Origin of the sequence: Ottowia flava (assembly GCF_008017535.1) — a bacterium.
Lineage (GTDB): Bacteria > Pseudomonadota > Gammaproteobacteria > Burkholderiales > Burkholderiaceae_C > Ottowia > Ottowia flava.
The window spans coordinates 1-24,727 of the sequence record NZ_VRUA01000028.1; the positions used below are offsets into that span (position 1 = coordinate 1).

29 protein-coding genes and 2 pseudogenes are annotated in these 24,727 nt (G+C 64.0%); 12 read left to right on the plus strand and 19 right to left on the minus strand.

What is annotated here, in order from left to right:
- Positions 1-322, plus strand: a pseudogene (locus FVQ98_RS18175) (IS5/IS1182 family transposase); the annotation flags it as partial.
- A 196-nt stretch (positions 323-518) separates the two neighbouring features.
- Here FVQ98_RS18175 and FVQ98_RS20350 read toward each other — a convergent pair.
- The 14 genes from FVQ98_RS20350 to FVQ98_RS20360 all read right to left on the minus strand — a co-directional run bounded on the left by FVQ98_RS20350 (position 519) and on the right by FVQ98_RS20360 (position 6,864).
- The gene (locus FVQ98_RS20350) at positions 519-767 is read right to left on the minus strand and encodes a DUF1010 domain-containing protein (protein ID WP_370512984.1); all 249 of its coding nucleotides are present in this window, start codon (positions 765-767) and stop codon (positions 519-521) included.
- 119 nt (positions 768-886) lie between these two features.
- Positions 887-1,195: a putative quinol monooxygenase gene (locus FVQ98_RS18180; protein ID WP_147914874.1), complete on the minus strand. Its 309-nt coding sequence runs from the start codon at positions 1,193-1,195 to the stop codon at positions 887-889.
- A gap of 139 nt (positions 1,196-1,334) precedes the next feature.
- Complete coding sequence (locus FVQ98_RS18185) at positions 1,335-1,871, minus strand: hypothetical protein (protein WP_147914875.1); 537 nt, start codon at positions 1,869-1,871, stop codon at positions 1,335-1,337.
- Positions 1,872-1,940: 69 nt separating this feature from the next.
- Positions 1,941-2,576 carry a hypothetical protein gene (locus tag FVQ98_RS18190; RefSeq protein WP_147914876.1) on the minus strand — a complete coding sequence of 212 codons (636 nt, stop codon included), beginning with the start codon at positions 2,574-2,576 and terminating at the stop codon, positions 1,941-1,943.
- An 8-nt stretch (positions 2,577-2,584) separates the two neighbouring features.
- The gene (locus FVQ98_RS20355) at positions 2,585-2,833 is read right to left on the minus strand and encodes a DUF1010 domain-containing protein (protein WP_370512985.1); all 249 of its coding nucleotides are present in this window, start codon (positions 2,831-2,833) and stop codon (positions 2,585-2,587) included.
- A gap of 101 nt (positions 2,834-2,934) precedes the next feature.
- A complete protein-coding gene (locus tag FVQ98_RS18195; RefSeq protein WP_147914877.1) occupies positions 2,935-3,180 on the minus strand; it encodes a hypothetical protein in 246 nt (81 codons plus the stop codon).
- A 45-nt stretch (positions 3,181-3,225) separates the two neighbouring features.
- Positions 3,226-3,537, minus strand: a complete 312-nt coding sequence (locus FVQ98_RS18200) for a hypothetical protein (protein WP_147914878.1) — start codon at positions 3,535-3,537, stop codon at positions 3,226-3,228.
- Between the two features lie 135 nt (positions 3,538-3,672).
- Complete coding sequence (locus tag FVQ98_RS18205) at positions 3,673-4,251, minus strand: hypothetical protein (RefSeq protein WP_147914879.1); 579 nt, start codon at positions 4,249-4,251, stop codon at positions 3,673-3,675.
- A 93-nt stretch (positions 4,252-4,344) separates the two neighbouring features.
- Complete coding sequence (locus FVQ98_RS18210; RefSeq protein ID WP_123675839.1) at positions 4,345-4,635, minus strand: excalibur calcium-binding domain-containing protein; 291 nt, start codon at positions 4,633-4,635, stop codon at positions 4,345-4,347.
- Positions 4,636-4,704: 69 nt separating this feature from the next.
- Positions 4,705-5,370 carry a homing endonuclease associated repeat-containing protein gene (locus tag FVQ98_RS18215; protein WP_147914880.1) on the minus strand — a complete coding sequence of 222 codons (666 nt, stop codon included), beginning with the start codon at positions 5,368-5,370 and terminating at the stop codon, positions 4,705-4,707.
- Positions 5,371-5,380: 10 nt separating this feature from the next.
- Positions 5,381-5,626: a DUF1010 domain-containing protein gene (locus FVQ98_RS18220; protein ID WP_147914881.1), complete on the minus strand. Its 246-nt coding sequence runs from the start codon at positions 5,624-5,626 to the stop codon at positions 5,381-5,383.
- Positions 5,627-5,692: 66 nt separating this feature from the next.
- Positions 5,693-6,133 carry an ester cyclase gene (locus FVQ98_RS18225; RefSeq protein ID WP_103244642.1) on the minus strand — a complete coding sequence of 147 codons (441 nt, stop codon included), beginning with the start codon at positions 6,131-6,133 and terminating at the stop codon, positions 5,693-5,695.
- An 87-nt stretch (positions 6,134-6,220) separates the two neighbouring features.
- Positions 6,221-6,610: a GNAT family N-acetyltransferase gene (locus tag FVQ98_RS18230; protein ID WP_147914882.1), complete on the minus strand. Its 390-nt coding sequence runs from the start codon at positions 6,608-6,610 to the stop codon at positions 6,221-6,223.
- A 5-nt stretch (positions 6,611-6,615) separates the two neighbouring features.
- Positions 6,616-6,864, minus strand: coding sequence for a DUF1010 domain-containing protein (locus tag FVQ98_RS20360; protein WP_370512987.1), 249 nt, complete (start codon positions 6,862-6,864; stop codon positions 6,616-6,618).
- Between the two features lie 149 nt (positions 6,865-7,013).
- On the opposite strand from FVQ98_RS20360, the gene FVQ98_RS18235 reads away from it, so the two are divergent.
- Entirely contained in the window at positions 7,014-8,036 is a 1,023-nt protein-coding gene (locus FVQ98_RS18235) for an integron integrase (RefSeq protein ID WP_147914883.1), read from the plus strand.
- Between the two features lie 79 nt (positions 8,037-8,115).
- Here the strand turns inward: FVQ98_RS18235 and FVQ98_RS18240 are convergent, their stop codons facing one another.
- A complete protein-coding gene (locus FVQ98_RS18240; RefSeq protein WP_147914884.1) occupies positions 8,116-9,666 on the minus strand; it encodes a fumarate hydratase in 1,551 nt (516 codons plus the stop codon).
- A gap of 196 nt (positions 9,667-9,862) precedes the next feature.
- Between FVQ98_RS18240 and FVQ98_RS18245 the strand changes: the two genes are divergently transcribed.
- From FVQ98_RS18245 to acs, 3 genes are all read left to right on the plus strand, one after another.
- The gene (locus FVQ98_RS18245) at positions 9,863-10,114 is read left to right on the plus strand and encodes a DUF6582 domain-containing protein (protein ID WP_147914885.1); all 252 of its coding nucleotides are present in this window, start codon (positions 9,863-9,865) and stop codon (positions 10,112-10,114) included.
- A complete protein-coding gene (gene fumC / locus FVQ98_RS18250) occupies positions 10,111-11,499 on the plus strand; it encodes a class II fumarate hydratase (RefSeq protein WP_147914886.1) in 1,389 nt (462 codons plus the stop codon). The genes FVQ98_RS18245 and fumC overlap by 4 nt, the downstream gene beginning before the upstream one ends.
- A gap of 275 nt (positions 11,500-11,774) precedes the next feature.
- Positions 11,775-13,757: an acetate--CoA ligase gene (gene acs / locus FVQ98_RS18255; RefSeq protein ID WP_147914887.1), complete on the plus strand. Its 1,983-nt coding sequence runs from the start codon at positions 11,775-11,777 to the stop codon at positions 13,755-13,757.
- 91 nt (positions 13,758-13,848) lie between these two features.
- Here the strand turns inward: acs and FVQ98_RS18260 are convergent, their stop codons facing one another.
- Positions 13,849-14,160 (minus strand): c-type cytochrome, encoded by a 312-nt coding sequence (locus FVQ98_RS18260; protein ID WP_147914888.1) that lies wholly within the window; start codon positions 14,158-14,160, stop codon positions 13,849-13,851.
- Positions 14,161-14,267: 107 nt separating this feature from the next.
- On the opposite strand from FVQ98_RS18260, the gene FVQ98_RS18265 reads away from it, so the two are divergent.
- Both FVQ98_RS18265 and ilvD read left to right on the plus strand, forming a co-directional pair.
- The gene (locus tag FVQ98_RS18265) at positions 14,268-14,522 is read left to right on the plus strand and encodes a TIGR04438 family Trp-rich protein (protein ID WP_147914889.1); all 255 of its coding nucleotides are present in this window, start codon (positions 14,268-14,270) and stop codon (positions 14,520-14,522) included.
- 345 nt (positions 14,523-14,867) lie between these two features.
- Entirely contained in the window at positions 14,868-16,724 is a 1,857-nt protein-coding gene (gene ilvD, locus FVQ98_RS18270; protein WP_147914890.1) for a dihydroxy-acid dehydratase, read from the plus strand.
- 153 nt (positions 16,725-16,877) lie between these two features.
- On the opposite strand, the gene FVQ98_RS18275 is transcribed toward ilvD, so the two are convergent.
- Complete coding sequence (locus tag FVQ98_RS18275; protein ID WP_187265799.1) at positions 16,878-17,309, minus strand: DUF2845 domain-containing protein; 432 nt, start codon at positions 17,307-17,309, stop codon at positions 16,878-16,880.
- A gap of 192 nt (positions 17,310-17,501) precedes the next feature.
- Between FVQ98_RS18275 and FVQ98_RS18280 the strand changes: the two genes are divergently transcribed.
- Positions 17,502-18,581, plus strand: coding sequence for an RNA methyltransferase (locus FVQ98_RS18280; protein WP_255507847.1), 1,080 nt, complete (start codon positions 17,502-17,504; stop codon positions 18,579-18,581).
- A 25-nt stretch (positions 18,582-18,606) separates the two neighbouring features.
- On the opposite strand, the pseudogene FVQ98_RS18285 reads toward FVQ98_RS18280, so the two are convergent.
- A pseudogene (locus FVQ98_RS18285) lies at positions 18,607-19,067 on the minus strand (cation:dicarboxylate symporter family transporter); the annotation flags it as partial.
- Positions 19,068-19,163: 96 nt separating this feature from the next.
- Positions 19,164-20,069, minus strand: coding sequence for a LysR family transcriptional regulator (locus tag FVQ98_RS18290; protein WP_147914893.1), 906 nt, complete (start codon positions 20,067-20,069; stop codon positions 19,164-19,166).
- A 115-nt stretch (positions 20,070-20,184) separates the two neighbouring features.
- On the opposite strand from FVQ98_RS18290, the gene FVQ98_RS18295 reads away from it, so the two are divergent.
- The 4 genes from FVQ98_RS18295 to FVQ98_RS18310 all read left to right on the plus strand — a co-directional run bounded on the left by FVQ98_RS18295 (position 20,185) and on the right by FVQ98_RS18310 (position 24,698).
- Positions 20,185-21,213 (plus strand): NAD-dependent epimerase/dehydratase family protein, encoded by a 1,029-nt coding sequence (locus FVQ98_RS18295; protein ID WP_147914894.1) that lies wholly within the window; start codon positions 20,185-20,187, stop codon positions 21,211-21,213.
- Positions 21,214-21,371: 158 nt separating this feature from the next.
- Positions 21,372-22,205, plus strand: a complete 834-nt coding sequence (lgt, locus tag FVQ98_RS18300; RefSeq protein ID WP_147914895.1) for a prolipoprotein diacylglyceryl transferase — start codon at positions 21,372-21,374, stop codon at positions 22,203-22,205.
- 68 nt (positions 22,206-22,273) lie between these two features.
- A complete protein-coding gene (locus tag FVQ98_RS18305; protein WP_147914896.1) occupies positions 22,274-23,665 on the plus strand; it encodes a malonyl-CoA decarboxylase in 1,392 nt (463 codons plus the stop codon).
- Between the two features lie 52 nt (positions 23,666-23,717).
- Entirely contained in the window at positions 23,718-24,698 is a 981-nt protein-coding gene (locus tag FVQ98_RS18310; RefSeq protein ID WP_147914897.1) for a Bug family tripartite tricarboxylate transporter substrate binding protein, read from the plus strand.
- The last annotated feature ends 29 nt before the right edge of the window (positions 24,699-24,727 follow it).

Sequence of the window (24,727 nt, forward strand, 5' to 3'; positions counted from 1 at the left end):
GTCGGGCGAACACTTCAGCGTGGACGGCACGCTAATCCAAGCCTGGGCCAGCCACAAGAGCATGCGGCGCAAGAGCGGCTCGCACGATGGCCGTCCGCCAGAGGACTGGCGTGGCGAGCCGCGCAGCAACGCCACGCACGAATCCAAGAGTGACCCCCAGTCGCGGCTGTACCGCAAGAGCAACGCAGCACCTGCGCTGCCCAGCTACCTGGGCCACGTACTGACGGACAACCGCCACGGCCTGGTGGTCAACGTGCAAGCCAGCACTTCGGGCGGCACGGCCGAGCGCGACGTGGCTGCACAGATGCTGGCCGACGTGGCAGGTCCCGGCAAGCGCGTGACGGTCCGCAATGCGCCTGAGAAGCGACGAATGCACCGAAGTCACCCTGCTGGGGCTCCTGAAAGACCGGGTTTGGGACTGTCCGACGGAGCGCGGACCAATTCTCGGGCCACATAACCACAAAGAACCGATCTCCAAGGCCCGCAGGCAAGGTCATCGGCGGTATTTCAACGGCCTGCTAACGAACAAGGTAAGCCGGCCGCCGTAGGCGGATCGGCTTGACCGACGGGTTAGACCCGATGGGTTGGAAGAGGCGCGCCAGGACCGGCCAAACGCTACCAAAAGAGAAGCTGCCCGCGCTGGTGGCAGTAGGGCCAGAGGCTGAAAACACCTCAAACCCACGCAACGCCCGCAGGCGAAGCCCAGCGCAGCGCCAAACACCCAGCGGAACACCGCTTGCGAAGGTGAATGGCGCTTGAAACTGCATGGGCTTAAACGAGTGGAATATCGGCGGGCCTAAAGTCCGAGCTCAGCGGCAATTGACGCGGGCGGCGTCTTGCGGCAGCAAGACGGCGACCGGGGTCAATTGTCCGTTGCAGCGCAAAGTTAGACTGACTTCGTCCACTGAGGGGACAGCGACATAACCTTTGGGTCGTGCTCCAGCAGCAACCGACTCTCTGACAGATATGCTTGATAGTTGGGATGCTTGAGGAAATCTTGAGCGGCCTGCGCAGACTCATATACCTGAAAGGCGCAGATTGAGTCCGGATTGTCATTGTCGAAGTTGTAGAAGTAGGCCAGATGGCCGGGATTCTCCTGAATCGCGGGCCCCATGTGGCGCATCCAGATGGCTCTCACCTCGTCTCGCTTCCCGGGCTTTGTCTGGTGAACGATGAAAAGTGCTGTCGAACTCATGTTGCCTCCAGAGTGTTTATCGCTTCGAAACAGAATAGCCACCAGTTGCGAAACTGCTAGCCTAACCGTCTAACGGCCAAGCTCAGCGGCGGACTTGCCGCAGCAAAGCGGAGGCAAGACCGTCCACTGGAGCGTCTTGTTAGGGAACGGCATATTTGACCCCATGTTTTTCGAGCATCTCCTTGAGTGTTACTTTTCTCAAGAAGTGATCTTCTTTTTTTGTCAGTTTCCGCTCGTCGATACCGAGCGCCCTGCACGCTGCGTCGTAACGAACTGTCCAGACGTTGAAACCATCGCTTACGGTATCATTTACAGTTGGCTTGACTCCTTCATCAGCTATTACGCCGACCTGTATTCCGTAAATCTTTTTTCTGGATTGCGTGCTGTCCTCAATAGCCATATAGCGTTCGAAGATGTGCTCATCAATCTGGCGTGATATTTCTTGCGCTCGTGCTCGGATTTCTATGGCCTGGGGGGTTCCTCTAAGAATCTCTGCTTTCAAGAGAAGATAAAACAAGAGGCGGATTTTCTCTTGGTCATCTTCGGCTGCTTCGAATTTTTCAATTGCCTTGTCCGCCATACCGAGTGCGACGGGAATACTTGCTTTCCTTGTCGATATAGCGTGCCCCATATAGAAGGCCTTCAGCACAAGTAGCTCGTCTGCTTGAATGGTCACAGCGCCTCCTAACGTTTGACATGAGAGGCTAGGCCCGGCTCACCGGGACTGGTCCTCTCAATGGAAGGGTTAGGCGCCGCTTTCCTCATGCTCCAGAACGCCTTGCAGATAGCGCTCAGTTGCCATGAGTAGGAAGAACGCCCACATGACGTACTCGCTTGCCTGCTGTGCAGTCGCTCTTGCTTTTGGAGCCAGCTCGTGCACGACGATATGACGAAGTTCAAAGGCGCGTGAGACGCCTGAGAAGACTTTTTCTGCCAAACCTGTTTGTGTCTTGAGGTCCTTTAGGAACTCCGTTCCTAAGATGGCCGACATGTATCTTTCTATGTCTTCGACGTTGCTGATACCAACAAAGTGAGAGACGAACTCTCCTAGCGTCGCTTTGCCACCATGCAGGCCAACCAAACCTTCCAGAGTTGGCTTTATCTCTCGGAGGTTGACGATGTTTTCTCTATACGGAGATCCAAAGTCAATGAGGTCTCGGACGAGGCCTTTGTAGTATCCCTCAATGCAGGCAATGGCTCCTACCGGAACATAGCGAAGAAGTTCGAGATCGTTAGAAGACAACTTGCGCTTCTTCAATAGATCATTTGTCACTTTCTGCAGTGGCTCAAGTCGATAGAGCATTGCATCGAACGAGCCTTTGCGCTCAGGGTTGCGGATGCGTAGTTCTTGAATCTCCGCGAAATAGTCGCGCTTAGTCATTGCGACGCCTAACGGACTAGGTAAGCCGGCCGCCGTAGGCGGATCGGCTTGACCGACGGGTTAGACCCGATGGGTTGGAACAAGCGCGCAAGAACAAGCCAAACGCTACCAAAAGAGAAGCTACCCGCGCTGGTGGGAGTGCCGCCAGAGGCCGAAAACATCCCGAACCCACGCAACACCCGCAGGCGAAGCCCGGCCGGCGGCCAAACACCCAGCGGCAGGCCGCTTGCGGAGCTGAATGGCGATGGAATTGGCATGGACTTAAACGGGCGGAATATCAGGGGGCCTAACGCCTGAGTTCAGCCGCCGCCGTAGGCGGTCGGCTGCGACGAAATGTTAGACAGATTTTCCCAAACCATTACTTTCGACCCTCATCGAAAGATTTTTTGAGTTTGCGTGCAAGAGTGGATGCTTCCTTTGTGGCTTTACCCGCAATTTTGGCGGTGCTTTCAAGCGCTGTTGGTGCATGCTGTTGTGCAGCGCGTGCGCCTCGGATAGGTGTTCGCCATATCCAGCGACAGACCGCAAATACGATATACAGGAAAACAACCGAGATAACGCCTTTAACAGCAGCATTGGCAATGCTCCATTCTGCGTCAGACATGCGTAATCTCCTCTGTATAACTGAAATTAGAACTGCGACCACGCCTCATTTTTTGCGCACCTCATCAATGATTACACCAGCAAGAGCGCCGCCAGCCCCAAAGACAACAAACAGAGGCACACCAATAGCGCCACCTAGCGCTGCGATGCCTGCTCCTTGACCTGAAAGGGTAAGTGCTGTTACCGCAGCCCCCATCGCCATTCGTGCGGGGAGCCCGCGCTCTTTCCAGCCAACACGTTTTAGCTCTTGCCAAGCAACCTGAAGGATAGGCGTGAGGACCTTTCGATCAGTGGACGCGACAATCGCAGCCTTTGCTTTTGAAATCGCCGGCATGCCGCTTGACCTGATATCAAGCATGGCTTGAGCCCAAGCACGAAGCGCGTCTAATTCGTCGGGCTTAGTCGCAATGACGATTGCCTTGCCAATCTCACGAGTCTTGCTTTGCTTCCATGAGGCTTCCCAGATGACGCCAAAACGGTTCTAACACCTGAGTTAAGCCGTGCCGCGAAGCGGCGTCGGCTTGGACGAATTGTTAGCCGCCGCCCCGTACTGCCGCGCGAGCCTGGACACCAGGATGCGCTGGAGCACGGCCAACCCGATGATGGGATACACCGCCGCAAGATACCTGTCGCCGCGGTACCGCACGGATACGACCAAGGCGACTGCCGTAGCGGCTAAGAGCCAGAGCGAGGCTCGGACCACAGGCGCCCGCGGCGCGGTGCAGGACGCTACAAATCCTGCCCGAGACCCGACAGTGGTAGTGATGCCGACGGCCAGCATGATGATGAAGATGGCCGATTCACGCAGTGCGTCATAAAGCTGCAGGAACCACCATTGGTGCGCGAAGAAGGCAAGGCCACCCAGCAGGAGGTACAGATTGGCTGCGAGAACGAGGCGACTGGCCGGTCGCGGCTGAGGCAGCACAACCGCGAGTTGGATAAGCGCTGCGATCGAAGCCAGCTGGAACGCGCGTTGCCATCGCGCTTCCTCAGGCGCGCCGTTCCAGAACGCATACGCCGCGAACAGCGACAGCGGCAGGAACTGGATGAGGGCAAAGATCCATCTCGGCATGCGGGGCATCCTTATCAACGCGGCTAACGCCCTGAGTTCAGCCGCCGCCGTAGGCGGTCGGCTGCGACGAATTGTTAGCCCCAATGGCTTGATTTATTTGCACCACTGCTGCTCGCACGGGACACCATCATTGTTCCCGTCCATTTTTGTGCCCGGGCAATTTTTAAGAAAGAAGGTGGCTTCTTCACAAGAAGTCATTTGAGAGCAATGGGTTCGTCCATCGCACTGAAATTTTGGTGTTAGATCAATGCTTCGGTTTCTCCTGGAAGAACCACTTGAAATATCAATTTCTTGAAATTGCTGTGCTGGGCGTTGAGATTGGTATTTTTCATAGCCCTTCCAAACGCCAAAGGCGAGCAGAGCAATGAGAAGGATACGGAACACATTCTCTCCTGTTGACTGGCTAACGTTTGAATTCAGCGGCCGCCGAAGGCGGTCCGCTGGAATTATTGGTTAGCCCTCTGGGATGGTGTCGACATCGCTCTTCCCGATGTTGCAAACGTGGCAGAGAACTCTGAGATTCGAGAGGATGGTTGCACCGCCTTTGCTCCAAGGGATGATGTGATCTACATGGAGCTTTGCGCCATCCCGCGCCTCAGCGCCGCACAGCTGGCAACGAGCACCATCTCGCATAAGCACGAGGGCACGCAAACGCCAATTGATGTTTCGAGGGCCGCGAGGTTGAGCTGATGACTGAGCAGAGCTCGGGCGTTCCGTTGGCTGTGCTCCTTCGTTGGCCCATGACACAAAGGCCTCGAGGGCCTTACGCCACGACCCAAAGCGGTTCTCGTAAGTGCCCGCCGAGAAAAGTGAATGCTCTTTCGTGAGGTCTTGGTACTTGGGCTGGCGGCCGAGTTTGAGCCAAACGGTGACAAGATTCTCAAACAACTGCTCGGTCGTGAGATTGAGATTCCGAGTTCTCGGGAGGCCAGCAGCATCGAGAGCCTTGAACCAAGAGCCAAAGCGCCTAGACAGCGTAGTGTTGTGAAACTTCGCATGTTCGTTAAAGCGCTCAATGGTCACCGTCTCGGGGGAAAGCAAGGCGGCGACACGACGAAGCTCTGCGAGCAGTTCGTCGCCGGGTACGTTGCGGTGGTGAACCTCTAGCTCGAAACGCATACGGTAAAGGCTAACAGCCCAGATAAGCCGCCCGCCGTAGGCGGGTCGGCTTGAACGCCGGGTTAGACCCGAAGGCCAAAAGGGAGCGCCCGGACTTGGACAAGGGCGCAGCCCACGAAAAAGCGCTGGGCCACGGAAGCGGCGCAGCGCTGCAAGAATGATAGCTGGTGGCGCTTGCTGCACAAGCGCTGGAGGCCAAAAAGGCTAGAAAGCCTTTGGAACAGGGCCGAGCGCTGAAATAAGTGGCTGCGCGCATAGAGCGGGTGATGGGACTAACGACCAAATTCAGCCGCCGGCGTAGCCGGTCGGCTGGAACGCCAAGTTAGGCTTCATTTGCATAACCAAGCTGTTTGAGCCCGGCGAGGTTGTCCCATTCGGCCCATGCCTCTGCAATGCGCTGGTTCTCGATTCGGTAGATCGCAATGTAGCTTGCGTTGAGCACCTTACCACTTGGTGGGAACAGGCCCATCGGTCCCAGCTGTGTACCGTGAAATTGATGCCGCGCAGCGACCTTGTTTCCTTCTGCGACGAGGTCCAGCAGTGTTTCAGTGGCATCGGGGAACGTGGCGAACTCTGCTTTCAGGAACGCCACAAGATCTTCGGCTGATCGGACGCCGGGTTCGCCCGCAGCTGTGCTGTGGCGGGCGAAGTCGCTCGCAACCAAAGCCAGGACGCGCGACCAGTCCTGCGCATTAATCGCATCGACGAACGCACTGACGAGGAGTTTGTTCTCTTGCAACACTTGATGGGGCTCTCCATTCATGACGCTTAACGTTCGAAATGAGCGGCGACCGCAGGCATGCGGAGCATGCCGGAGGGAGTCCGCTCCATGGAAGGGTTAGGCGCCATGTTAGCGGCGCCTACGTTCCATGGCGATGGACGAAAACTCAAACCCAAGCTTTGAGAAGAACTCAGATGCTCCTTCGCGGCCAGCACGCAGAACCCAGGTAACCCTTTGATCTGTACTGATCGCGTGCTCAACGAGCTGCCGTCCTATGCCTCTGCCTCGATAGTCGGGCGCGACTACGACCATGGAGAGGTAGCCATTTGATAGGCCATCCGTGATGCCGCGCACAAACCCGACAACACAACCCTCTATCTTTGCAACGTTGGCGATCTGTGAGGCCGCGACAAGTTCTGTGAATTGCTCATAGCTTGCGATGCGGTGCTGCCAACCATTGGCGGCCAGCAGTTCGTACACGGCTCCCAGCTCAGTTGATTCGATGCGACGCAGTTCCATGACGCCTAACGCACAAGGTAAGCCGGCCGCCGAAGGCGGATCGGCTTGACCGACGGGTTAGACCCGATGGGTTGGAACAAGCGCGCCAGGGCAGGCCAGACGCTACCAAAAGAGAAGCTGCCCGCGCAAGCTGCACCAGGGCCAGAGGCCCAAAAGACTGCAAACCCGCACAACGCCCGCAGGCGAAGCCCTGCGCAACGCCCAACACCCAGCGGAAAAACGCTTGCGAAGGTGAATGGCGATGGAATTGGCATGGGCTTAAACGGGTGGAATATCAGCGGGCCTAACTAGAAATAGACGACGGAAATCTTAAAGCGAGCCGTCCGATAAAGCAACGCGTTCCATCGGGCCGTCAGGGTAAAACCTGAGCGGCGTCCAAATAGACAAACCTAAAATTTTGCGGATGGATTTGCCCGTGCCGTCCGCCGTGGGCGCGCAACTCGCCCCACGCCCGCCCAAGTTGCTGGAGCGCTTGCGCGTTCACCTGCGCACCCGTCACTACAGCCTTCGCACGGAAGTGGCGTACGTTGACTGGGTGCGGCGTTTCATTCTTTTCCACGACAAGCGGCACCCGCAGGACATGGGGCCATCGGAGGTGGAGGCGTTTTTAAGCCATCTGGCGGTAGACCGGCAGGTGGCGGCGTCGACGCAGAACCAGGCCAAGTCGGCCTTGCTGTACCTATACAAGCAGGTGCTGGGGGTGGAGCTGCCGTGGCTGGACGAGGTGGTGCAGGCCAAGCGGCCGCAGCGGCTGCCGGTGGTGCTGACCCCGTCGGAGGTGCGCGATGTGCTGCTGCACATGAACGGCACGCCCGCGCTGGTGGCGCAGTTGTTGTACGGCACGGGGATGCGGCTGTTGGAAGCGCTTCGTTTGCGGGTGAAGGACGTGGAGTTTGCGCGGCGCGAGATCGTGGTGCGCGAGGGCAAGGGCAACAAGGACCGGGTGACGGTGCTGCCGGAAAACCTGATCGCGCCGCTGCAAGCGCAGCTGCACAAGGCGCGGGCCTTGCATGACAAGGACTTGGACGCGGGCCTGGGGCGCGTGTACCTGCCGCACGCGCTGGCGGTGAAGTACCCCGGGGCGGACCGCAGCTGGGCCTGGCAGTACGTGTTTCCGTCGCCGGTGCGGGCGATGGACCCGCGCCCGGACGCGCGCACGGGGCAGCCGATGGAGCGGCGCCACCACGTCTACCCCGAATCGGTGCAGCGCGCGGTGCGCGAGGCGGCGCGGCGGGCCGAGGTGAACAAGCCGGTGTCGCCGCATGTGTTTCGCCACTCGTTCGCCACGCACTTGCTGCAAGCGGGCTACGACATCCGCACCGTGCAAGAGCTGCTGGGCCACGCGGATGTCAGCACGACCATGATTTACACCCATGTGCTGAACAAGGGTGGGCGGGGGATCTTGAGCCCGCTGGATGCGCTGTGACGCTGCCAAAAGGCTGGGGAAACAGCAAAAAACCGCCCGAAGGCGGTTTTGGCGTTCAAAGTTCAAAAAGTGCAGTACGTTACACACCTGCCACTGCAATGCCCTTGAACTCACCCGTCGCAATCCTTTCCTTCCAGATCGCAGGGCCGGTGATGTGGGCGCTGGTGCCGCCGGCGTCCACAGCCACGGTGACGGGCATGTCGACCACGTCGAATTCGTAGATGGCTTCCATGCCCAGGTCTTCAAAGCCCACGACCTTGGCGTGCTTGATGGCCTTGCTGACCAAATAGGCGGCGCCGCCCACGGCCATCAGGTAGGCCGACTTGTGGTTCTTGATGGATTCGATGGCGACCGGGCCACGCTCGGCCTTGCCGATCATGGCGATCAGGCCAGTCTGCTCCAGCATCATGTCGGTGAACTTGTCCATGCGCGTGGCGGTGGTGGGGCCGGCGGGACCGACGGCCTCGTCACCGACGGGGTCGACCGGGCCCACGTAATAGATCACGCGGTTGGTGAAGTCCACGGGCAGCTTTTCGCCCTTGGCCAGCATGTCCTGAATGCGCTTGTGCGCGGCGTCGCGGCCGGTGAGCATCTTGCCGTTCAGCAGCAGCGTCTGGCCGGGCTTCCAGCTGGCGACCTCTTCCTTGGTCAGCTTGTTCAGGTCGACACGCTTGCTCTTTTCGGTGTCGGGCGCCCAGTCGACCTTGGGCCACAGGTCCAGGCTCGGTGCCTCCAGGTACACGGGGCCGGAGCCATCGAGCACGAAGTGGGCGTGGCGCGTAGCGGCGCAGTTGGGGATCATCGCCACGGGCTTGCTGGCCGCATGCGTGGGGTACATCTTGATCTTCACGTCCAGCACCGTGGCCAGTCCGCCCAGGCCTTGGGCGCCAATGCCCAGGGCGTTGACCTTCTCGTACAGCTCCAGGCGCATTTCTTCGACCTGATCGAGCTTCTCGCCGCGCGCGGCCTTGGCCTGCAACTCGTACATGTCCAGGTCTTCCATCAGGCTTTCCTTGGCCAGCAGGACCGCCTTCTCGGCCGTGCCGCCAATGCCGATGCCCAGCATGCCCGGCGGGCACCAGCCGGCGCCCATGGTGGGTACGGTCTTGAGCACCCAGTCGACGATGCTGTCGCTGGGGTTCATCATGATCATCTTGGACTTGTTCTCGCTGCCGCCGCCCTTGGCTGCGACGGTGATATCCACCGTGTTGCCCGGCACGATCTGCACGTTGATCACGGCAGGCGCGTTGTCCTTGGTGTTCTTGCGCGCGAACTGCGGGTCAGCCACCACGCTGGCGCGCAGCGTGTTGTCGGGGTGGTTGTAGCCTTGGCGCACGCCTTCGTTGATGGCGTCTTCCAGGCCGCCGGTGAAGCCTTCCCACTTCACGTCCATGCCGACTTTCAGGAACACGTTGACGATGCCGGTGTCCTGGCAGATCGGGCGGTGGCCGGTCGCGCTCATCTTCGAGTTCGTCAGGATCTGCGCCATCGCGTCCTTGGCCGCCGGGCTTTGCTCGCGCTCGTAGGCGCGGGCCAGGTGCTGGATGTAGTCGGCGGGGTGGTAGTAGCTGATGTACTGCAGGGCACCGGCGATCGAGTCGATCAGGTCCTGTTGGCGAATCGTGGTCATGGCGGGTGGTGGGTTGGATCGAAAGCCGCCCGGGTGGGTCCGGGCAAACCCTTGCATTATCGGCCGTAGGAAAGATCGCCCCGCTGGGCGGCGCAGGGTGCTCGGTCGTTGAGCCATTCGGGGGGCTGCCGCCAATTACCCTGCTGGCGGCTCTGGTGTACCGTACACGGCGATCACGCAACTTCAGGAGCCTGACGTGAGCGAACTGAGTTCATCCGACCGCGACGCGCTGGGGCAGGGCGTTTTCGCCTTCCCGCGCGAGCGCAAACTGCCGATCCACGATGCCGACCACGTGCGCAATGCCGTCGCCCGGTTTGACCAGGTAGAAGGCGTGACCGACGCCGAGCGCGACGCGGCCTGGGGCCGCCTTCAAGCCGCGGCCAAGCGCCACGGCGTTGATTTGCACGAACAAAGCTGGCGCCAGCTGGGGCGCGGAGACAAGTCATGAGCGCCATCCGCCAGGAAAAAGACACCTTCGGCCCCATCGACGTGCCGGCCGACCGGCTGTGGGGGGCGCAGACGCAGCGCTCGCTGCAGAACTTCGACATCTCGGGCGAGCGCCAGCCCAAGGAAATCATCCGTGCGCTGGCGCTGGTCAAACGGGCGTCGGCGGTGGTGAACCAGCAGCTGGGTCTGCAGGATGCCAAGAAGACCGACGCCATCGTGGCCGCGGCCGACGAGGTGCTGGTGGGCAAGCACCCCGACGAATTTCCGCTGGTGGTGTGGCAGACCGGGTCGGGCACGCAGACCAACATGAACGTGAACGAGGTGCTGGCCAACCGCGCCAGCGAGTTGATGGGCGGCGAGCGCGGTGAAGCGCGGCTGGTGCACCCCAACGACGACGTCAACAAGAGCCAGTCCAGCAACGACGTGTACCCCACGGCCATGCACGTGGCGGCGGTGGAGGCGATCACGCACAAGTTGCTGCCGGCCATGGACAAGCTGCGCGCCACGCTGGCCAAGAAGTCGGCCGACTTCATGGACATCGTCAAGATTGGCCGCACCCATCTGCAGGATGCGACGCCGCTGACGCTGGGGCAGGAAATCTCCGGCTGGGTGGCCCAACTGGACCAGGGCGAAAAGCACGTGCGCGCCAGCGTCCCGCACCTGTGCGAACTGGCGCTCGGCGGCACGGCTGTGGGCACCGGGCTGAACGCGCCCAAGGGCTACGCCGAAGGCGTGGCGGCCGAGCTGGCGCGGCTTACCGGGCTGCCCTTCGTCACCGCGCCCAGCAAGTTCGAAGTGATGGCGGCGGCCGACGCCTTTGTCAGCGCCCACGGCGCGCTGAAGACGGTGGCCGCCAGCATGAACAAGATCGCGAACGACGTACGCTGGCTGGCCAGCGGCCCGCGCAGCGGCATTGGCGAGATCAGCATTCCGGAAAACGAGCCGGGCTCCTCCATCATGCCGGGCAAGGTGAACCCGACGCAGAGCGAGGCCGTGACCATGCTGGCCGCGCAGGTGATGGGCAACGATGTGGCCATCAACATCGGCGGCATGTCCGGCAACTTCGAGCTGAACGTGTTCCGCCCCCTGATCGCGCACAACTTCCTGCAGAGCGTGCGGCTGCTGGCGGACGGCATCGTGAGCTTCAACGACCGTTGCGCGGCCGGCATCGAGCCCAACCGAGACCGCATTGCCGAGTTGGTCAGCCGTTCGCTGATGCTGGTGACCGCGCTGAACACGCACATCGGCTACGACAAGGCGGCGGCCATCGCCAAGAAGGCGCACAAGGAGGGCACCAGCTTGCGCGAGGCGGCGATCGCCTCGGGCTTCGTCACCGGCGAGCAGTTCGACCAATGGGTGGTGCCGTCGCAAATGACCGGGCGTTGAAAGCGGGGAAGTCAGGCAGTGCGACGGATTCGGTAGGCCCTCTTTTTACTATCAAAAGAGAAGCTGCTCGCGCTGATGGTAGTAGGGCTGGAGGCCGATTTTTATGAGAATACGGTCATCCGGGTTGTTCCAGCAGCTGCGCTGATGCGGCCGATGCCAGCGCTAGAGTGGCGGGCATCAGTCAGAAGTATGTAAGAGCCTGACCCGAACATCCTTGGGTGAGGCCGCGCACCCTCCCCAAGGGCCGGTGAACAATAACCAGGAGACTAGGCACTATGAGCACGATTGAATCGGTGTTGGTTGAGAACCGCGTTTTCCCGCCCAGCGAAGCGATGCAGAAGGCGGCCCGCATCGGCGGCATGGACGCCTACAACGCGCTGTGCAAGGAGGCCGAGGACGATTTCCAGGGCTTCTGGGCGCGCCACGCGCGCGAGAACCTGGTCTGGGACAAGCCTTTCACCCAGGTGCTGGACGAGTCGAACAAGCCCTTCTACAAGTGGTTTGCCGACGGCCAGCTGAACGCCAGCGCCAACTGTCTGGACAAGCACGTCGGCACGCCGGTCGAGAACAAGACCGCCATCATTTTTGAAGCCGACGACGGCACGGTCACGAAGGTGACCTACCGCGAACTGCTCGACCGCGTCAGCCAGTTCGCCAACGCGCTGAAGGCGCACGGGGTGAAGAAGGGCGACCGCGTGCTGGTCTACATGCCCATGACGGTGGAAGGCGTCATCGCCATGCAGGCCTGCGCGCGCATCGGCGCCACGCACAGCGTGGTGTTCGGCGGCTTTTCGGCTAAGGCCCTGCAGGAACGCATCATCGACGGCGGCGCCGTGGCCGTCATCACCGCCAACTACCAACTGCGCGGCGGCAAGGAATTGCCGCTGAAAGCCATCGTCGACGAAGCGCTGGCGATGGGCGGTTGCGAGTCAATCAAGAACATCTTCGTGTTCGAGCGCACTTCCACCGCCTGCGCCATGGTCGCCGGGCGCGACAAGACCTTCACCGAGGTGCTGAAGGGCCAGAGCACCGACTGCCCGCCCGAAGTGGTCGACGCCGAGCACCCGCTGTTCGTGCTCTACACCAGCGGCTCGACCGGCAAACCCAAGGGCGTGCAGCACGCCACCGGCGGCTACCTGCTGTGGGCCAAGATGACGATGGACTGGACGTTCGATCTGCGCGCCGGCGACATCTTCTGGTGCACGGCCGACATCGGCTGGATCACCGGTCACACCTACGTCGCGTACGGCCCGCTGGCCGCGGGCGCGACGCAGATCATCTTCGAAGGCGTGCCAACCTACCCGAACGCTGGCCGCTTCTGGCAGATGATCGAAAAGCACCGGTGCACGATCTTCTACACCGCGCCGACGGCGATCCGTTCGCTGATCAAGGCGTCGGAAACGGATGAGAAAGTCCACCCCAAGAACTGGGACCTGACCTCGCTGCGCATCCTGGGCAGCGTGGGCGAGCCGATCAATCCCGAAGCCTGGATGTGGTACTACCGCAATGTGGGCGGCGAGCGCTGCCCGGTCGTCGACACCTTCTGGCAGACCGAGACCGGCGGCCACATGATCACGCCGCTGCCAGGCGCCACGCCGCTGGTGCCGGGCTCCTGCACGCTGCCGCTGCCGGGCATCATGGCCGGGATCGTGGACGAGGCGGGCAACGAATTGCCCAACGGCGCCGGCGGCATCCTGGTGGTCAAGAAACCGTGGCCCAGCATGATCCGCACGATCTGGGGCGACCCGGAGCGCTTCAAGAAGAGCTACTTCCCGGACGAGCTCAAGGGCTACTACCTGGCCGGCGACGGTGCGGTGCGAGACGCCCAGAACGGGTACTTCCGGATTACCGGACGCATCGACGACGTGCTGAACGTGTCGGGCCACCGCATGGGCACGATGGAGATCGAATCGGCCCTGGTCGCGAAGACCGATCTGGTGGCGGAGGCCGCGGTGGTCGGCCGCCCGGACGACGTCACGGGCGAGGCGATCTGCGCCTTCGTGGTGCTCAAGCGCAGCCTGCCGCACGGCGACGAAGCCAAGGCCATCGCCAAGGAACTGCGCGACTGGGTGGCCAAGGAGATCGGCCCCATCGCCAAGCCCAAGGACATCCGCTTTGGCGAAAACCTGCCCAAGACCCGCTCCGGCAAAATCATGCGGCGCCTGCTGCGCAGCCTGGCCAAGGGCGAGCAGATCACGCAGGACACCAGCACCCTGGAAAACCCGGCCATCTTGACGCAGCTGGACCAGACGTACTGATCCGCCGCGCGGGCCCGCTGCCTGTTCCAGCGAACCGGCGCGGGCAACAAAAAACCCGCCAGCGGCGGGTTTTTTGTTGGGCTGACGCTGCTTACTTGAGCGACAGGATCCAGGTAGCCAGCGACTTGGCTTCGTCGGCGTTCACGTTGGCGTTGGGAGGCATCGGCACGGCGCCCCACACGCCCGAGCCGCCCTTCTGGATCTTGGCGGCCAGCTTGTCCACCGCGCCGGCTTCCTTGCCGTATTTGGCGGCCACGTCCTTGTAGCTCGGGCCGACCAACTTCTTGTCGGTGGCGTGGCAAGCCATGCAGTTCTTGGCCTTGGCCATTGCCTCATCGGCCATGGCTGGTGCAGCGGCACCAACGGCAGCCAAGGCGGCAATAGTCATCAGAATACGCTTCATCTTCGGTTCTCCATCGCGGGTAGTTGCGCTACAGTCAATCAACGCCATTGTAGGCCGTCGGGTTGACACGCTGCCCTCCGGGTCTGAGCGTCCACAAAGGGAAAACCATGTACTTCTTGGGCTTGGGAGTTGTTTTGTTGCTGCTGAAATGGCAGGAAATCGGCCCGGTGGCGACGTGGTCGTGGTGGTGGGTGATGGCGCCGTTTGCCTTGGCCGTGGCCTGGTGGTCATGGGCCGATTGGTCGGGCTACACCAAGCGCAAGGCCATGGAAAAGGACGATCAGCGGAAATTTGACCGGATCAACCGTGCACGCGAGGCGATGGGCCAAAAGCCGCGCGAAGCCGCTTCGCGCCGCCGCTGACGCTGAAGCTGTTTTGAGTAAAAATGGCTTTGCGCCGTACAGCCACCTGCGCAGCCAGCTATAAAAACAGTAGTCCCAATGGCCCGGTGCCGATCCAGGCACGCGGCCTGATCGGGCCGCGCCGAGCGCCCACACACCCGTCGCACCGCTGTCGCCCGCCGGACCCTTCTGGCGGCTTGGCGGCGCCGCTTGCGACATAATTCACGCGTTGCGTGACCGGTGCGCAGCCCGGCACGGCTCAACCCAGCGCGCCACCGGCGCGCCAACCTCCCGGTCCACCCGCTCACCCCAGGCACGCCGCACGGCGGCGTGGTTGGCCGCCTACCCGACTTACCCGCACCCACGATGCCCGCCTACCGCTCCAAGACTTCCACCGCCGGCCGCAACATGGCAGGCGCCCGTTCGCTGTGGCGCGCCACCGGCATGAAGGACGATGACTTCAGCAAGCCGATCATCGCCGTCGTCAACTCGTTCACCCAGTTCGTGCCCGGCCACGTGCACCTGAAGGACCTGGGCCAGCTGGTCGCGCGCGAGATCGAAGCCGCCGGCGGTGTCGCCAAGGAATTCAATACCATTGCCGTGGACGATGGCATCGCCATGGGCCACGACGGCATGCTGTATTCGCTGCCCAGCCGCGAAATCATTGCCGATTCGGTCGAGTACATGGTCAATGCGCACTGTGCCGACGCCATGGTCTGCATCAGCAACTGCGACAAGATCACCCCCGGCATGCTGATGGCCGCGATGCGCCTGAACATCCCGGTCGTGTTCGTCTCCGGTGGCCCGATGGAAGCGGGCAAGGCGCGCCTCGCGGTGCCCGGTACGTCCACCATCCAGATCAAGAAGCTCGATTTGATCGACGCCATGGTCATGGCCGCGGACGACAAGGTCAGCGACGCCGAAGTGGCCGAGGTGGAGCGTTCTGCCTGCCCGACCTGTGGCTCCTGCTCGGGCATGTTCACCGCCAACTCGATGAACTGCCTGGCCGAGGCGCTCGGCCTGGCGCTGCCCGGCAACGGCACGGTGGTGGCCACGCACTCGGACCGGGAACAGCTGTTCAAGCGCGCCGGCCGCCGGGTGGTCGACCTGGCCAAGCAGTACTACGAGAAGGACGACGCGTCGATCCTGCCACGCTCGGTCGGCTTCAAGGCCTTTGAAAACGCGATGACGCTGGACATCGCCATGGGCGGCTCCACCAACACCATCCTGCACCTGCTGGCGATCGCGCAGGAAGCCGGGATCGACTTCACCATGGCCGACATCGACCGCTTGTCGCGCGTGGTGCCGCAGCTGTGCAAGGTGGCGCCCAACACCAACAAGTACCACATCGAGGACGTGCACCGCGCGGGCGGCATCATGGCCATTCTGGGCGAGCTGGACCGCGCCGGCAAGCTGCACACCGACGTGCCCACCGTGCACGCCAAGTCGATGAAGGAAGCGCTGGCGCAGTGGGACATCACCCAGACCGACGACGACGCAGTCAAGACCTTCTACATGGCCGGCCCGGCCGGCATCCCGACCCAGGTCGCCTTCAGCCAGAGCACGCGCTGGCCCAGCCTAGACACCGACCGCGCCGAAGGCTGCATCCGCTCGTACGACCACGCCTTCAGCAAGGAAGGCGGCCTGGCCGTGCTGTTCGGCAACATCGCGCAGAACGGCTGCGTGGTGAAGACCGCGGGCGTCGACGATTCCATCCTGGTGTTCGAAGGCCCGGCACACGTGGTCGAGTCGCAGGACGAAGCCGTGGAGAACATCCTGGCCGACAAGGTTAAGGCCGGCGATGTGGTGGTGGTGCGTTACGAAGGCCCCAAAGGCGGCCCTGGCATGCAGGAAATGCTCTACCCCACCAGCTACATCAAGTCCAAGGGGCTGGGCAAAGCCTGCGCGCTGCTGACCGACGGGCGCTTTTCGGGCGGCACGTCCGGCCTGTCGATCGGCCACTGCTCGCCCGAAGCGGCGGCCGGCGGCAACATTGGCCTGGTGCAAAGCGGCGACAAGATCCGCATCGACATCCCCAACCGCACCATCAACGTGCTGGTCAGCGATGAAGAGCTGGCCAAGCGCCGCGCCGAGCAGGACGCCAAGGGTTGGAAGCCGGCCAAGCCGCGCCCGCGCAAGGTGTCGACCGCGCTGAAGGCCTACGCCATGCTGGTCACCTCGGCCGACAAGGGCGCCGTGCGCGACGTGGATCTGCTGGACTGACAGCGCCGCGCGGGACGCGTTGAACGGCCGCCTTTCAGGGCGGCGTTCTTTTTGGTCTGACCAAGGTTGTCGAGCGCGAAGTCTTTATCCTGTGGCTGGCCGCGCTGGACACGCGGTTCAATCAGAAGTGCCGTGCGAAGGCGGCCCTGCACCTCAGCGCGCGCCATTGCCGTAGGAAATGGTGCGCACGGTGCCCGAGACGATGCGCACGATCGCTGGCAGGTTGCCTGCGCCGCGATCGTAAAGCCATTGTTCTGTGGGCACGCAGGCCTGAGTGGGCGGGTAGAAGTAAGCGTTGGCGCCTGGAACGTTGTAGCTTTCCCCGTAGCCGGGGGCCATTGGACGGTAAGCCGGTTGATAGACGGGCTCGCAATGGCTCGTTTGCGCGGCCGGGGCGCCGCAATTGCGCAACAGCGCGACACTGGCATCCCCTTCGGACACGCTTCCGCCGCTGCAGCGCAGCGATTCGGCGTATGCCCAACTCGGCGCGAAAAGAAGGGTGACAACGAAGACAGCGCCTACAGAAGCTTTGGCCTGTCGGCAAACACTCGGCAACCCGGCGCGGCGGACAACGGGCGATTCCATGAGCGGTCTCTCCTTGTTTCTGGATGTGTCATTCTCAGCGATTTGCGGAACTCTGCGTGGGTTGGACGCCGAGATGGCGCTACAAAAGCCAACGTCGGCGGTGCTGCGCAGGCCCCTTTGCAGGATTGATCGTTCTGCGTCGCGCCAGACGCGTCGCGTCACAATTGCGCCCATGACGAGCGACCACAGGCAATGACGGCAGTTATGCACCCGCAGGGCGACCACAAGCGCTCGACCTCTATTGCGCGCCTGCACACGCTGAAGCAGCGCCTGCACGACGCCGGCGCCGCGCCCCTCCACGCGCAGCGCATCCTGCGCGCCTGGTCGCACGCCTTGCCACTGGAAAGCGGGCGGCGCCGGCCCTCCACCTTCTTCCCGGCGGCGCTGCGGGCGAATGTGCCGACGATCCAGGCCGAATTGGGCGCGTTGGCGCGGGTGCACACCGTCCACCCCGGCGCGGACGGGTCCGAGCGGCTGGTGGTCGCGCTGGGTGATGGCCATATGGTGGAAAGCGTGCTGCTGCCACGCGGCGGCCTGTGCGTGTCGTCCCAGGTGGGCTGCGCCGTCGGTTGCCAGTTCTGCATGACCGGGCGCGACGGCCTGCTGCGCCAGGTCGGCAGCGCCGAAATCATCGCGCAGCTGTCCCTGGCCCGCGCGCGGCGCCCGGTGCGCCGGGTGGTGTTCATGGGCATGGGCGAGCCGGCGCACAACCTGGACAACGTGTTCGAGGCGATCGACTTCCTGGGCACCGTGGGCGGTGTGGGCCACAAGAACATCGTGTTCTCCACCGTGGGCGATCCGCGCGCCTTCGAGCGCCTGCACGACGCCACCGTCAAGCCCGCACTGGCCCTGTCGCTGCACACCACGCGCGCCGACCTGCGCCGCAGCCTGCTGCCGCGCGCGCCGGACCTGACCCCGCAAGCCCTGGTCGATGAGGCCGAGCGCTACGCCCAGGCGTCGGGCTATCCAGTGCAGTACCAGTGGACGCTGCTGGAAGGCGTGAACGACAGCGCCGAGGAGGTCGATGGCCTGGTGCGGCTGCTGGCCGGCAAGCGCGGCATCCTCAACCTGATCCCTTTCAACACGCTGGACGATTCGCCGTTCCAGCGGCCTACGTGGGCGCGCTGCCAGGCGCTGGCGCGCACGCTGCACGAACGCGGCATTCTGACCAAGCTGCGCGACTCGGCCGGGCAGGACGTGGACGGCGGTTGCGGTCAGTTGCGAGCGCGGGCCATCCGCATCGCCCCGGCGCCAGCTGCCGCCCGGGGCTGACGGGGCAGGCTGGGCTGCGGCCCGCTCACGCGGGCATGCCGGCCTGCTCGTAGGCCGGGTCGGCCACGTCTTCGCCGTCCAGCACGGCGCGCAGGCGGTCCATGTCGACGGCGTTTTCCCAGCGCGAGATGACCACGGTGGCGACGGCGTTGCCCATGAAGTTGGTGAGCGACCGGCATTCGCTCATGAAGCGGTCCACGCCCAGGATCAGCGCCATGCCGGCCAGGGGCACCTCCGGCACCACCTGCAGCGTGATGAAGCCCGCGTCCGACACACCCGCGCGCCTTTCGAGCTGAGCATCGTCACCAGCAGCAACTCGGCCTTCAGGTAACGGATCAGCTTGAGCACCGAAAAGCCGCAGACCTTGGCCACCGCGCCCAGCACCACCACGACAAACAGAATGGCCGTGATGTAGAACGAGCTCACCAGCCAGGCCAGGCTGATCAGGCTTTCCAGCCCGAGTTTGCCGACGGTGAACGCGATGGCTTACATCTGGTGTGCAGCGGGCTCGCTTCGCGAGTTCGTCTGCGGTCTACGAGGCGCCGCGAAGGCGGCCTGCGCGCGCGCCGAACGGGGCACTTTTCACACCGCCGCGTACCCCTCCAAGGCCTGCACCAGGTGCCGGAACACCCGGCCGACCCGCCGCACGCGGCGCAGGTCTTCGTGCATGGCGACCCAGGTCTCCATGGTGTGGCTGTACAGCGCGGGCAGGACGGGGACAAGGTCCGGCTCGCGCGCCGCCAGCGGCAGCTGGCACACGCCGATGCCCATGCCGGCGCGCACGGCCGCCAGCTGCGCCAGGTGGCTGTCGGTGCGCAGCGTGAACATGGCGCGGCGCAGCGGCGCCTGCCCCAAGCTGACGGCACGCAGCGTGGCGGTATCCCGGTCGGGCCCGACCAACGCAAAACGCGGCAGGTCCGCCCAGTCCTGCGGCACGCCGGCACGGGCCAGGTAGTCGCGGTGCGCGAACAGCCCCAGCCGGATCGCTGCCGCTTTGCGCGCCACCACGGCGCCCTGGGTCAGCGGCGCCATGCGCACGGCCAGGTCGGCTTCTTGCCGCAGCAGGTCTTCGACGCGGTTGGTCGGGCTCAGCTCCAGCACCAGACCGGGGTGCTCGGCCTGCAACGGGGCCAGCAGACGCGGCAGCACCTCGACCCCCATCAGCTCGCTGCACGAGATGCGCACCGTGCCGCTGCGGTCGTCGTCGGCCGCGCTGGCGGCGCGCGCAAAGGCCTCGGCGGCGGCGGCCATGGTCTCGGCGTGGCGGGCGAGCTCCAGCGCGATTGGCGTCGGGTGCAGACCGGTGGGCGAGCGGGTGAACAGCGCGCTGCCCACGGCTTTTTCCAGCGCGTCCAGACGGCGGCGCACGGTGGGCTGCGCCAACTGCAGCGCGCGCGCTGCGGCAGACAGGCTGCCTTCGCGGATCACGGCCAGGAAGGTGCGCTGCGATTCCCAGTCCAGCGGTGCGGGTGGCGTGGGTGAGTTCATCATTTTTATGCTAACCGATGGGCAGGTTTGTGCAATTGTGTTGAGGTCGACCAGCCCAAATACTTGGGGCAACCACCGGATGACCTGCATCCGGCCACCCAGGAGCCGCAAACCCATGAACATCTACCCAGCCAACTTTCCTGACACCTCCCCATCGCTGACGCCCGATGGGCCCGTGCTGGTGCTGGGCGCTACCGGCAGCTTTGGCGGCGCGGTCACGCAGGCGCTGCTCGCACGCGGCGTGCCCGTGCGCGCGCTGCACCGCGACCCGGCCACCGCGCGGGCGCGGGCGCCCGCCAGCCCGCCGACGCCCGAATGGGTGCGCGGCGACGCGATGGACGCCGCCAGCGTGCGCGCCGCCGCGCAGGGCGCGCGCTGCATCGTGCACGCCGTCAACCCGCCCGGGTACCGCCGCTGGGGCGAGCTGGTGCTGCCGATGGTCGAAGCCAGCATCGCGGCGGCCGAAGCCTGCGGCGCGCGCATCCTGCTGCCGGGCAACGTCTACAACTTTGGCCCGGATGCGGGCAGCGATCTGGCTGAACAAGGGCCGCAACACCCGGTGACGCGCAAGGGCCAGGTGCGCGTGGCGCTGGAGGCGCGCCTGCAGGCCGCAGCGGCGGAGCAGGGCGTGCCAAGCCTGGTGCTGCGCGCGGGCGACTTCTTTGGCCCCAACCCGGGCAGCCATTGGTTTGCGCAAGGCATGGTGCGCCCGGGCCAGGCGCTGCGCCGGGTCGTGCTGCCGGGCGCGCCGGGCGTAGGCCACCAATGGGCTTATCTGCCCGACCTGGCGGAAACGGCGGTGCAGCTGATGGCGCGCGCCGACGCGCTGGCGCCGTTCGAGGCCTTCCACTTTCACGGCCATTGGGACGCCGACGGCCAGCAGATGGCCCAGGCCATTCGCCGGGTGGCTGGCCAGCCCGACTTGCCGCTGCGCCGCCTGCCGTGGTGGGCGCTGCGCCTCGCCGCACCCGTGGTGCCCCTGCTGCGCGAGCTGATCGAGATGCGCTACTTGTGGCGCCAGCCACTGCGCCTGCGGGGCGACAAGCTGATCGCCCTGCTGGGCGCCGAGCCGCACACGCCGCTGGATGAGGCCGTGCGCCGCTCGCTGGTCGGGCTGGGCTGCCTGAGCCGTGCACCGGCTTAGAGCGGCTTATTGAAGTATTTTGGGCATCTGGCCCTAGATCGACCTGCGCGACCAGCTATTGAAAGAGTAGCGGTCTACGCTAACAAAGCCGTCCGCCCGCGCGGGGTGACCGGCGTGCCGCGGCGGTGCTGACGGGGCCCTGCGGCACAATGCCCGCCATGCTGATGCACCCTCAAATCGACCCCATCGCCATTCGGCTGGGTCCGCTGGCGATTCACTGGTACGGGTTGACCTATCTGGTCGCCTTCGGGCTGTTCTTCTACCTGGCCACGCGCCGCCTGCGGCACGAGCCCTACGCCAGCATCACCCAGCCCGCGCCGTGGACGCGGCGCGACATCGAGGACATGCTGTTCTGGGGCGTGATGGGTGTGATCGTCGGCGGGCGGCTGGGTTACTGCCTGTTCTACAAACCCGCCTACTACGCCAGCCACCCGCTGGAGATCTTCGCCGTGTGGCAGGGCGGCATGAGCTTTCACGGCGGCATGCTGGGCGTCATCGTCGCCATGATGCTGTGGGCGCGCAAGGCCGGCCGGCCCTGGCTGCAGGTGACGGACCTGATCGCGCCCTGTGTGCCGCTGGGCCTGGCGTCGGGCCGCGTGGGCAACTTCATCAACGGCGAGCTGTGGGGCCGCATCGCCGATCCGTCGCTGCCGTGGGCCATGGTGTTCCCGGGCGCGGTGCTGCCCGACGGCACCAACCCGCCGCGCCACCCTTCGCAGATCTACCAGTTCCTGATGGAAGGCGTGCTGCTGTTCGTGCTGCTGTGGCTGTACGCGCGCCACCCGCGCAAGACGGGGCAGGTCAGCGGGGCGTTCCTGTTTGGCTACGGCGTGTTTCGCTTCATCGCCGAATACTTCCGCCAGCCCGACGCGCACCTGGGCCTGCTGGCGCTGGGCATGAGCATGGGCCAGTGGCTGTGCATCCCGATGATCGTGGCCGGCATCGCGCTGTGGGTGTGGGCGACCAGGCGTGCCCAGCCGGTGGTGGCGTGAATGTTGTGATCCATCGAACTTATTGACGATATTGGTCTCTGACGCTACTCCCATCAGCGCAAGCAGCTATGAATAATGTAGTGAAACCTCCGTCCACCGAAGCCGAAGGCGCCAGCGCGCGCACCATGCGCGAGCGCCTGGGCGCGCTGCTTGGGCGGCGTTCGGAAGCGCTGTCGCCCTGGGTGTTGCGCCGCACGCTGTCGGAGCTGCAGGCGATCAACGACCCGGCGATCAGCGACGTGGAGGGCGGCCGCCTGGCCGCGGGCGTGGCCGGCTGGTACGCGCAGGCGTCGCCCGAAGAGCGGCGCGACTGCTGGCTGTTGATGAGCCAGCAGTTTGCCCCCGACGTGAGCGCGCTGGACGAAGCGCGCCGCGAGTACGAAGCGGCGCTGGGCAAGCCCGGCGAGGCCGAGGCCGAAGTGCGGCTGCGCCGGTCTTTCAGTTCGCCGCGCACACGGCTGCTGCAGCGCTTTGCGGCCTTTCCGGAAGGCATGCGCTTTTTGGTGGACCTGCGCGCCGAGCTGCTGCCGCACCTCAAGAGCGACAAGCGGCTGGTCGCGCTGGATGCCGAGCTGGAAGCGCTGTTTTCGACCTGGTTCGACGTGGCGTTTCTGGACCTCAAGCGCATCAGCTGGGAATCGCCCGCTGCGCTGGTCGAGAAGCTCATCAAGTACGAGGCGGTGCACGACATCACCAGTTGGGCCGACGCCAAGAACCGGCTGGACGAAGACCGGCGCTGCTACGGCTTCTTTCACCCGCGCCTGCCGGGCGAGCCGCTCATCTTCGTCGAGGTGGCGCTGCTGCAGGGGCTGGCCGGCAGCATGCCACCGCTGCTGGACGAGACCGCCGACGCGTCCGATCTGGGCAAGGCGACCACGGCCATCTTCTATTCGATCAGCAACACGCAGACCGGCCTGCGCGGCGTGAGCTTTGGCGATTCGCTGATCAAGCGCGTGGTGGAGACGCTGCGCGCCGAGTTTCCGCAGCTCAAGGAATTCGCCACACTGTCGCCCATTCCCGGGTTGCGCAGTTGGCTGACCAAGCAGGCGCCCGATTTGTGGGCCGGCACGGCTGCACGGACACGCCAGGCGATCGAGAAGCAGTTGGGTCAGAACGGTTTGGAGGCAGTCGCCGTGATGGCCGCGCTGGACAAACCCAAGGAGCTGGACGAAAAGTCGCCCCTTGGGCGTTGGCTTCAAGCCGCAGCAGCGCGCTTTCTGGGCAAGGAACTGGCGTCCAACGGTCGCCCGCTGGACGCTGTGGCCCGTTTTCACCTGGGCAACGGTGCGCGTGTCGAGCGGCTGAACTGGCTGGGCGACCCGTCGGCCAAGGGCGTGAAGCAATCGTATGGGCTGATGGTGAACTATCTGTACGACCTCAAAAGGCTGGACAAACACCGCGCCCAGCTCGCCAAGGGCAGCGTACCCGTCGCCAAGGCAGTGGAAAACCTGATGGATTGACCGCGGCATGGCGGTCACACTGACCGGGTTCCAACGATTCGGAGACACAACCATGCCCCCACCGATCCAACGCCGTCATCTGATGCTGGGCGCCGCCGCCCTGAGCATGCCTTGGCTGGCCCACGCGCAGTCTGGCTGGCCCAGCAAGCCGGTCAACCTGATCGTGCCGTTCCCGGCCGGCGGCGGCACGGACGCGTTTGCACGCCCGATGGCGACCCAGTTTTCGAAGGTGACGGGCAAGGCGCTGGTCATCGACAACCGGGGCGGCGCGGGTGGCACGCTCGGCGCGTCGGTGGCGGCCAAGCTGCCCGCTGACGGCTACGGCCTGTTCATGGGCGGCGCGCACCACGTTGTGGCGCCCAGCATGTACCCCAAGCTCGACTACGACATCGAGAAGGACTTTGTGCCGCTGATTCAGGTCGCCAGCGTGCCGCAGGTGCTGGTGGTGAACGTCAAGCGCGCCAACACCGGCAGTTACCAGGAATTCATGGAGCTGATCCGCAAGAACCCCGGCAAGCTCAACTACGCGTCCGCGGGTGCGGGCTCGGTGCACCACCTGGCGGGCGAGCTGTTCAAGCAGCAGACCAAAACCTTCATCACCCACATTCCGTACCGCGGCGCCGGGCCTGCGCTGCAGGACCTGATCGCCGGCAACGTGGACATGAACTTCGACGGTCTGGGCTCGTCGGCGGGCCATATCAAGGGTGGCCGCATCAAGGCGCTGATGGTCGCCGGCAGCAAGCGCAACCCGGCGATTCCCGACGTGCCGTGCGCGGCCGAGGTGGGCCTGCCCGCCTACGACGTGCACACCTGGTACGGCATCTGGGCCCCCAAGGGAACGCCCACAGACGCGCAGAACGCCGCCATTGAAGCGATTCGGAAATCGTGCCAGGAGCCCGATGCCAAGGCGGTGTGGAACAGCCAGGGCGCCGACTTTCCCAACGTGTCCGGCCAGCAGTTCGCCCAGTTGATCCACAAGGAGATCGGCCAGTGGGCGCAAGTCGTCAAGTTGTCGGGGGCCAAGCTCGAATGAGCGAAATGACCCGGTCTGGAAGGAAGCGC

Excerpts from the sequence above, each read along its gene's own strand:
- FVQ98_RS18215 (WP_147914880.1), bottom strand. The coding sequence starts at position 5,370 with ATGCGTTTCGAGCTAGAGGTTCACCACCGCAACGTACCCGGCGACGAA.
- FVQ98_RS18230 (WP_147914882.1), bottom strand. The coding sequence starts at position 6,610 with ATGGAACTGCGTCGCATCGAATCAACTGAGCTGGGAGCCGTGTACGAA.
- FVQ98_RS18200 (WP_147914878.1), bottom strand. The coding sequence starts at position 3,537 with ATGCTTGATATCAGGTCAAGCGGCATGCCGGCGATTTCAAAAGCAAAG.
- FVQ98_RS20350 (WP_370512984.1), bottom strand. The coding sequence starts at position 767 with ATGCAGTTTCAAGCGCCATTCACCTTCGCAAGCGGTGTTCCGCTGGGT.
- FVQ98_RS18240 (WP_147914884.1), bottom strand. The coding sequence starts at position 9,666 with ATGACCACGATTCGCCAACAGGACCTGATCGACTCGATCGCCGGTGCC.
- FVQ98_RS18310 (WP_147914897.1), top strand. The coding sequence starts at position 23,718 with ATGCCCCCACCGATCCAACGCCGTCATCTGATGCTGGGCGCCGCCGCC.
- FVQ98_RS18280 (WP_255507847.1), top strand. The coding sequence starts at position 17,502 with ATGACGGCAGTTATGCACCCGCAGGGCGACCACAAGCGCTCGACCTCT.
- FVQ98_RS18265 (WP_147914889.1), top strand. The coding sequence starts at position 14,268 with ATGTACTTCTTGGGCTTGGGAGTTGTTTTGTTGCTGCTGAAATGGCAG.
- FVQ98_RS18195 (WP_147914877.1), bottom strand. The coding sequence starts at position 3,180 with ATGTCTGACGCAGAATGGAGCATTGCCAATGCTGCTGTTAAAGGCGTT.
- FVQ98_RS20360 (WP_370512987.1), bottom strand. The coding sequence starts at position 6,864 with ATGCCAATTCCATCGCCATTCACCTTCGCAAGCGTTTTTCCGCTGGGT.
- FVQ98_RS18260 (WP_147914888.1), bottom strand. The coding sequence starts at position 14,160 with ATGAAGCGTATTCTGATGACTATTGCCGCCTTGGCTGCCGTTGGTGCC.
- FVQ98_RS18180 (WP_147914874.1), bottom strand. The coding sequence starts at position 1,195 with ATGAGTTCGACAGCACTTTTCATCGTTCACCAGACAAAGCCCGGGAAG.
- FVQ98_RS20355 (WP_370512985.1), bottom strand. The coding sequence starts at position 2,833 with ATGCCAATTCCATCGCCATTCAGCTCCGCAAGCGGCCTGCCGCTGGGT.
- FVQ98_RS18305 (WP_147914896.1), top strand. The coding sequence starts at position 22,274 with ATGAATAATGTAGTGAAACCTCCGTCCACCGAAGCCGAAGGCGCCAGC.
- FVQ98_RS18295 (WP_147914894.1), top strand. The coding sequence starts at position 20,185 with ATGAACATCTACCCAGCCAACTTTCCTGACACCTCCCCATCGCTGACG.
- FVQ98_RS18290 (WP_147914893.1), bottom strand. The coding sequence starts at position 20,069 with ATGAACTCACCCACGCCACCCGCACCGCTGGACTGGGAATCGCAGCGC.
- FVQ98_RS18220 (WP_147914881.1), bottom strand. The coding sequence starts at position 5,626 with ATGCGCGCAGCCACTTATTTCAGCGCTCGGCCCTGTTCCAAAGGCTTT.
- ilvD (WP_147914890.1), top strand. The coding sequence starts at position 14,868 with ATGCCCGCCTACCGCTCCAAGACTTCCACCGCCGGCCGCAACATGGCA.
- FVQ98_RS18205 (WP_147914879.1), bottom strand. The coding sequence starts at position 4,251 with ATGCCGAGATGGATCTTTGCCCTCATCCAGTTCCTGCCGCTGTCGCTG.
- fumC (WP_147914886.1), top strand. The coding sequence starts at position 10,111 with ATGAGCGCCATCCGCCAGGAAAAAGACACCTTCGGCCCCATCGACGTG.
- acs (WP_147914887.1), top strand. The coding sequence starts at position 11,775 with ATGAGCACGATTGAATCGGTGTTGGTTGAGAACCGCGTTTTCCCGCCC.
- lgt (WP_147914895.1), top strand. The coding sequence starts at position 21,372 with ATGCTGATGCACCCTCAAATCGACCCCATCGCCATTCGGCTGGGTCCG.
- FVQ98_RS18225 (WP_103244642.1), bottom strand. The coding sequence starts at position 6,133 with ATGAATGGAGAGCCCCATCAAGTGTTGCAAGAGAACAAACTCCTCGTC.
- FVQ98_RS18190 (WP_147914876.1), bottom strand. The coding sequence starts at position 2,576 with ATGACTAAGCGCGACTATTTCGCGGAGATTCAAGAACTACGCATCCGC.
- FVQ98_RS18235 (WP_147914883.1), top strand. The coding sequence starts at position 7,014 with ATGGATTTGCCCGTGCCGTCCGCCGTGGGCGCGCAACTCGCCCCACGC.
- FVQ98_RS18275 (WP_187265799.1), bottom strand. The coding sequence starts at position 17,309 with ATGGAATCGCCCGTTGTCCGCCGCGCCGGGTTGCCGAGTGTTTGCCGA.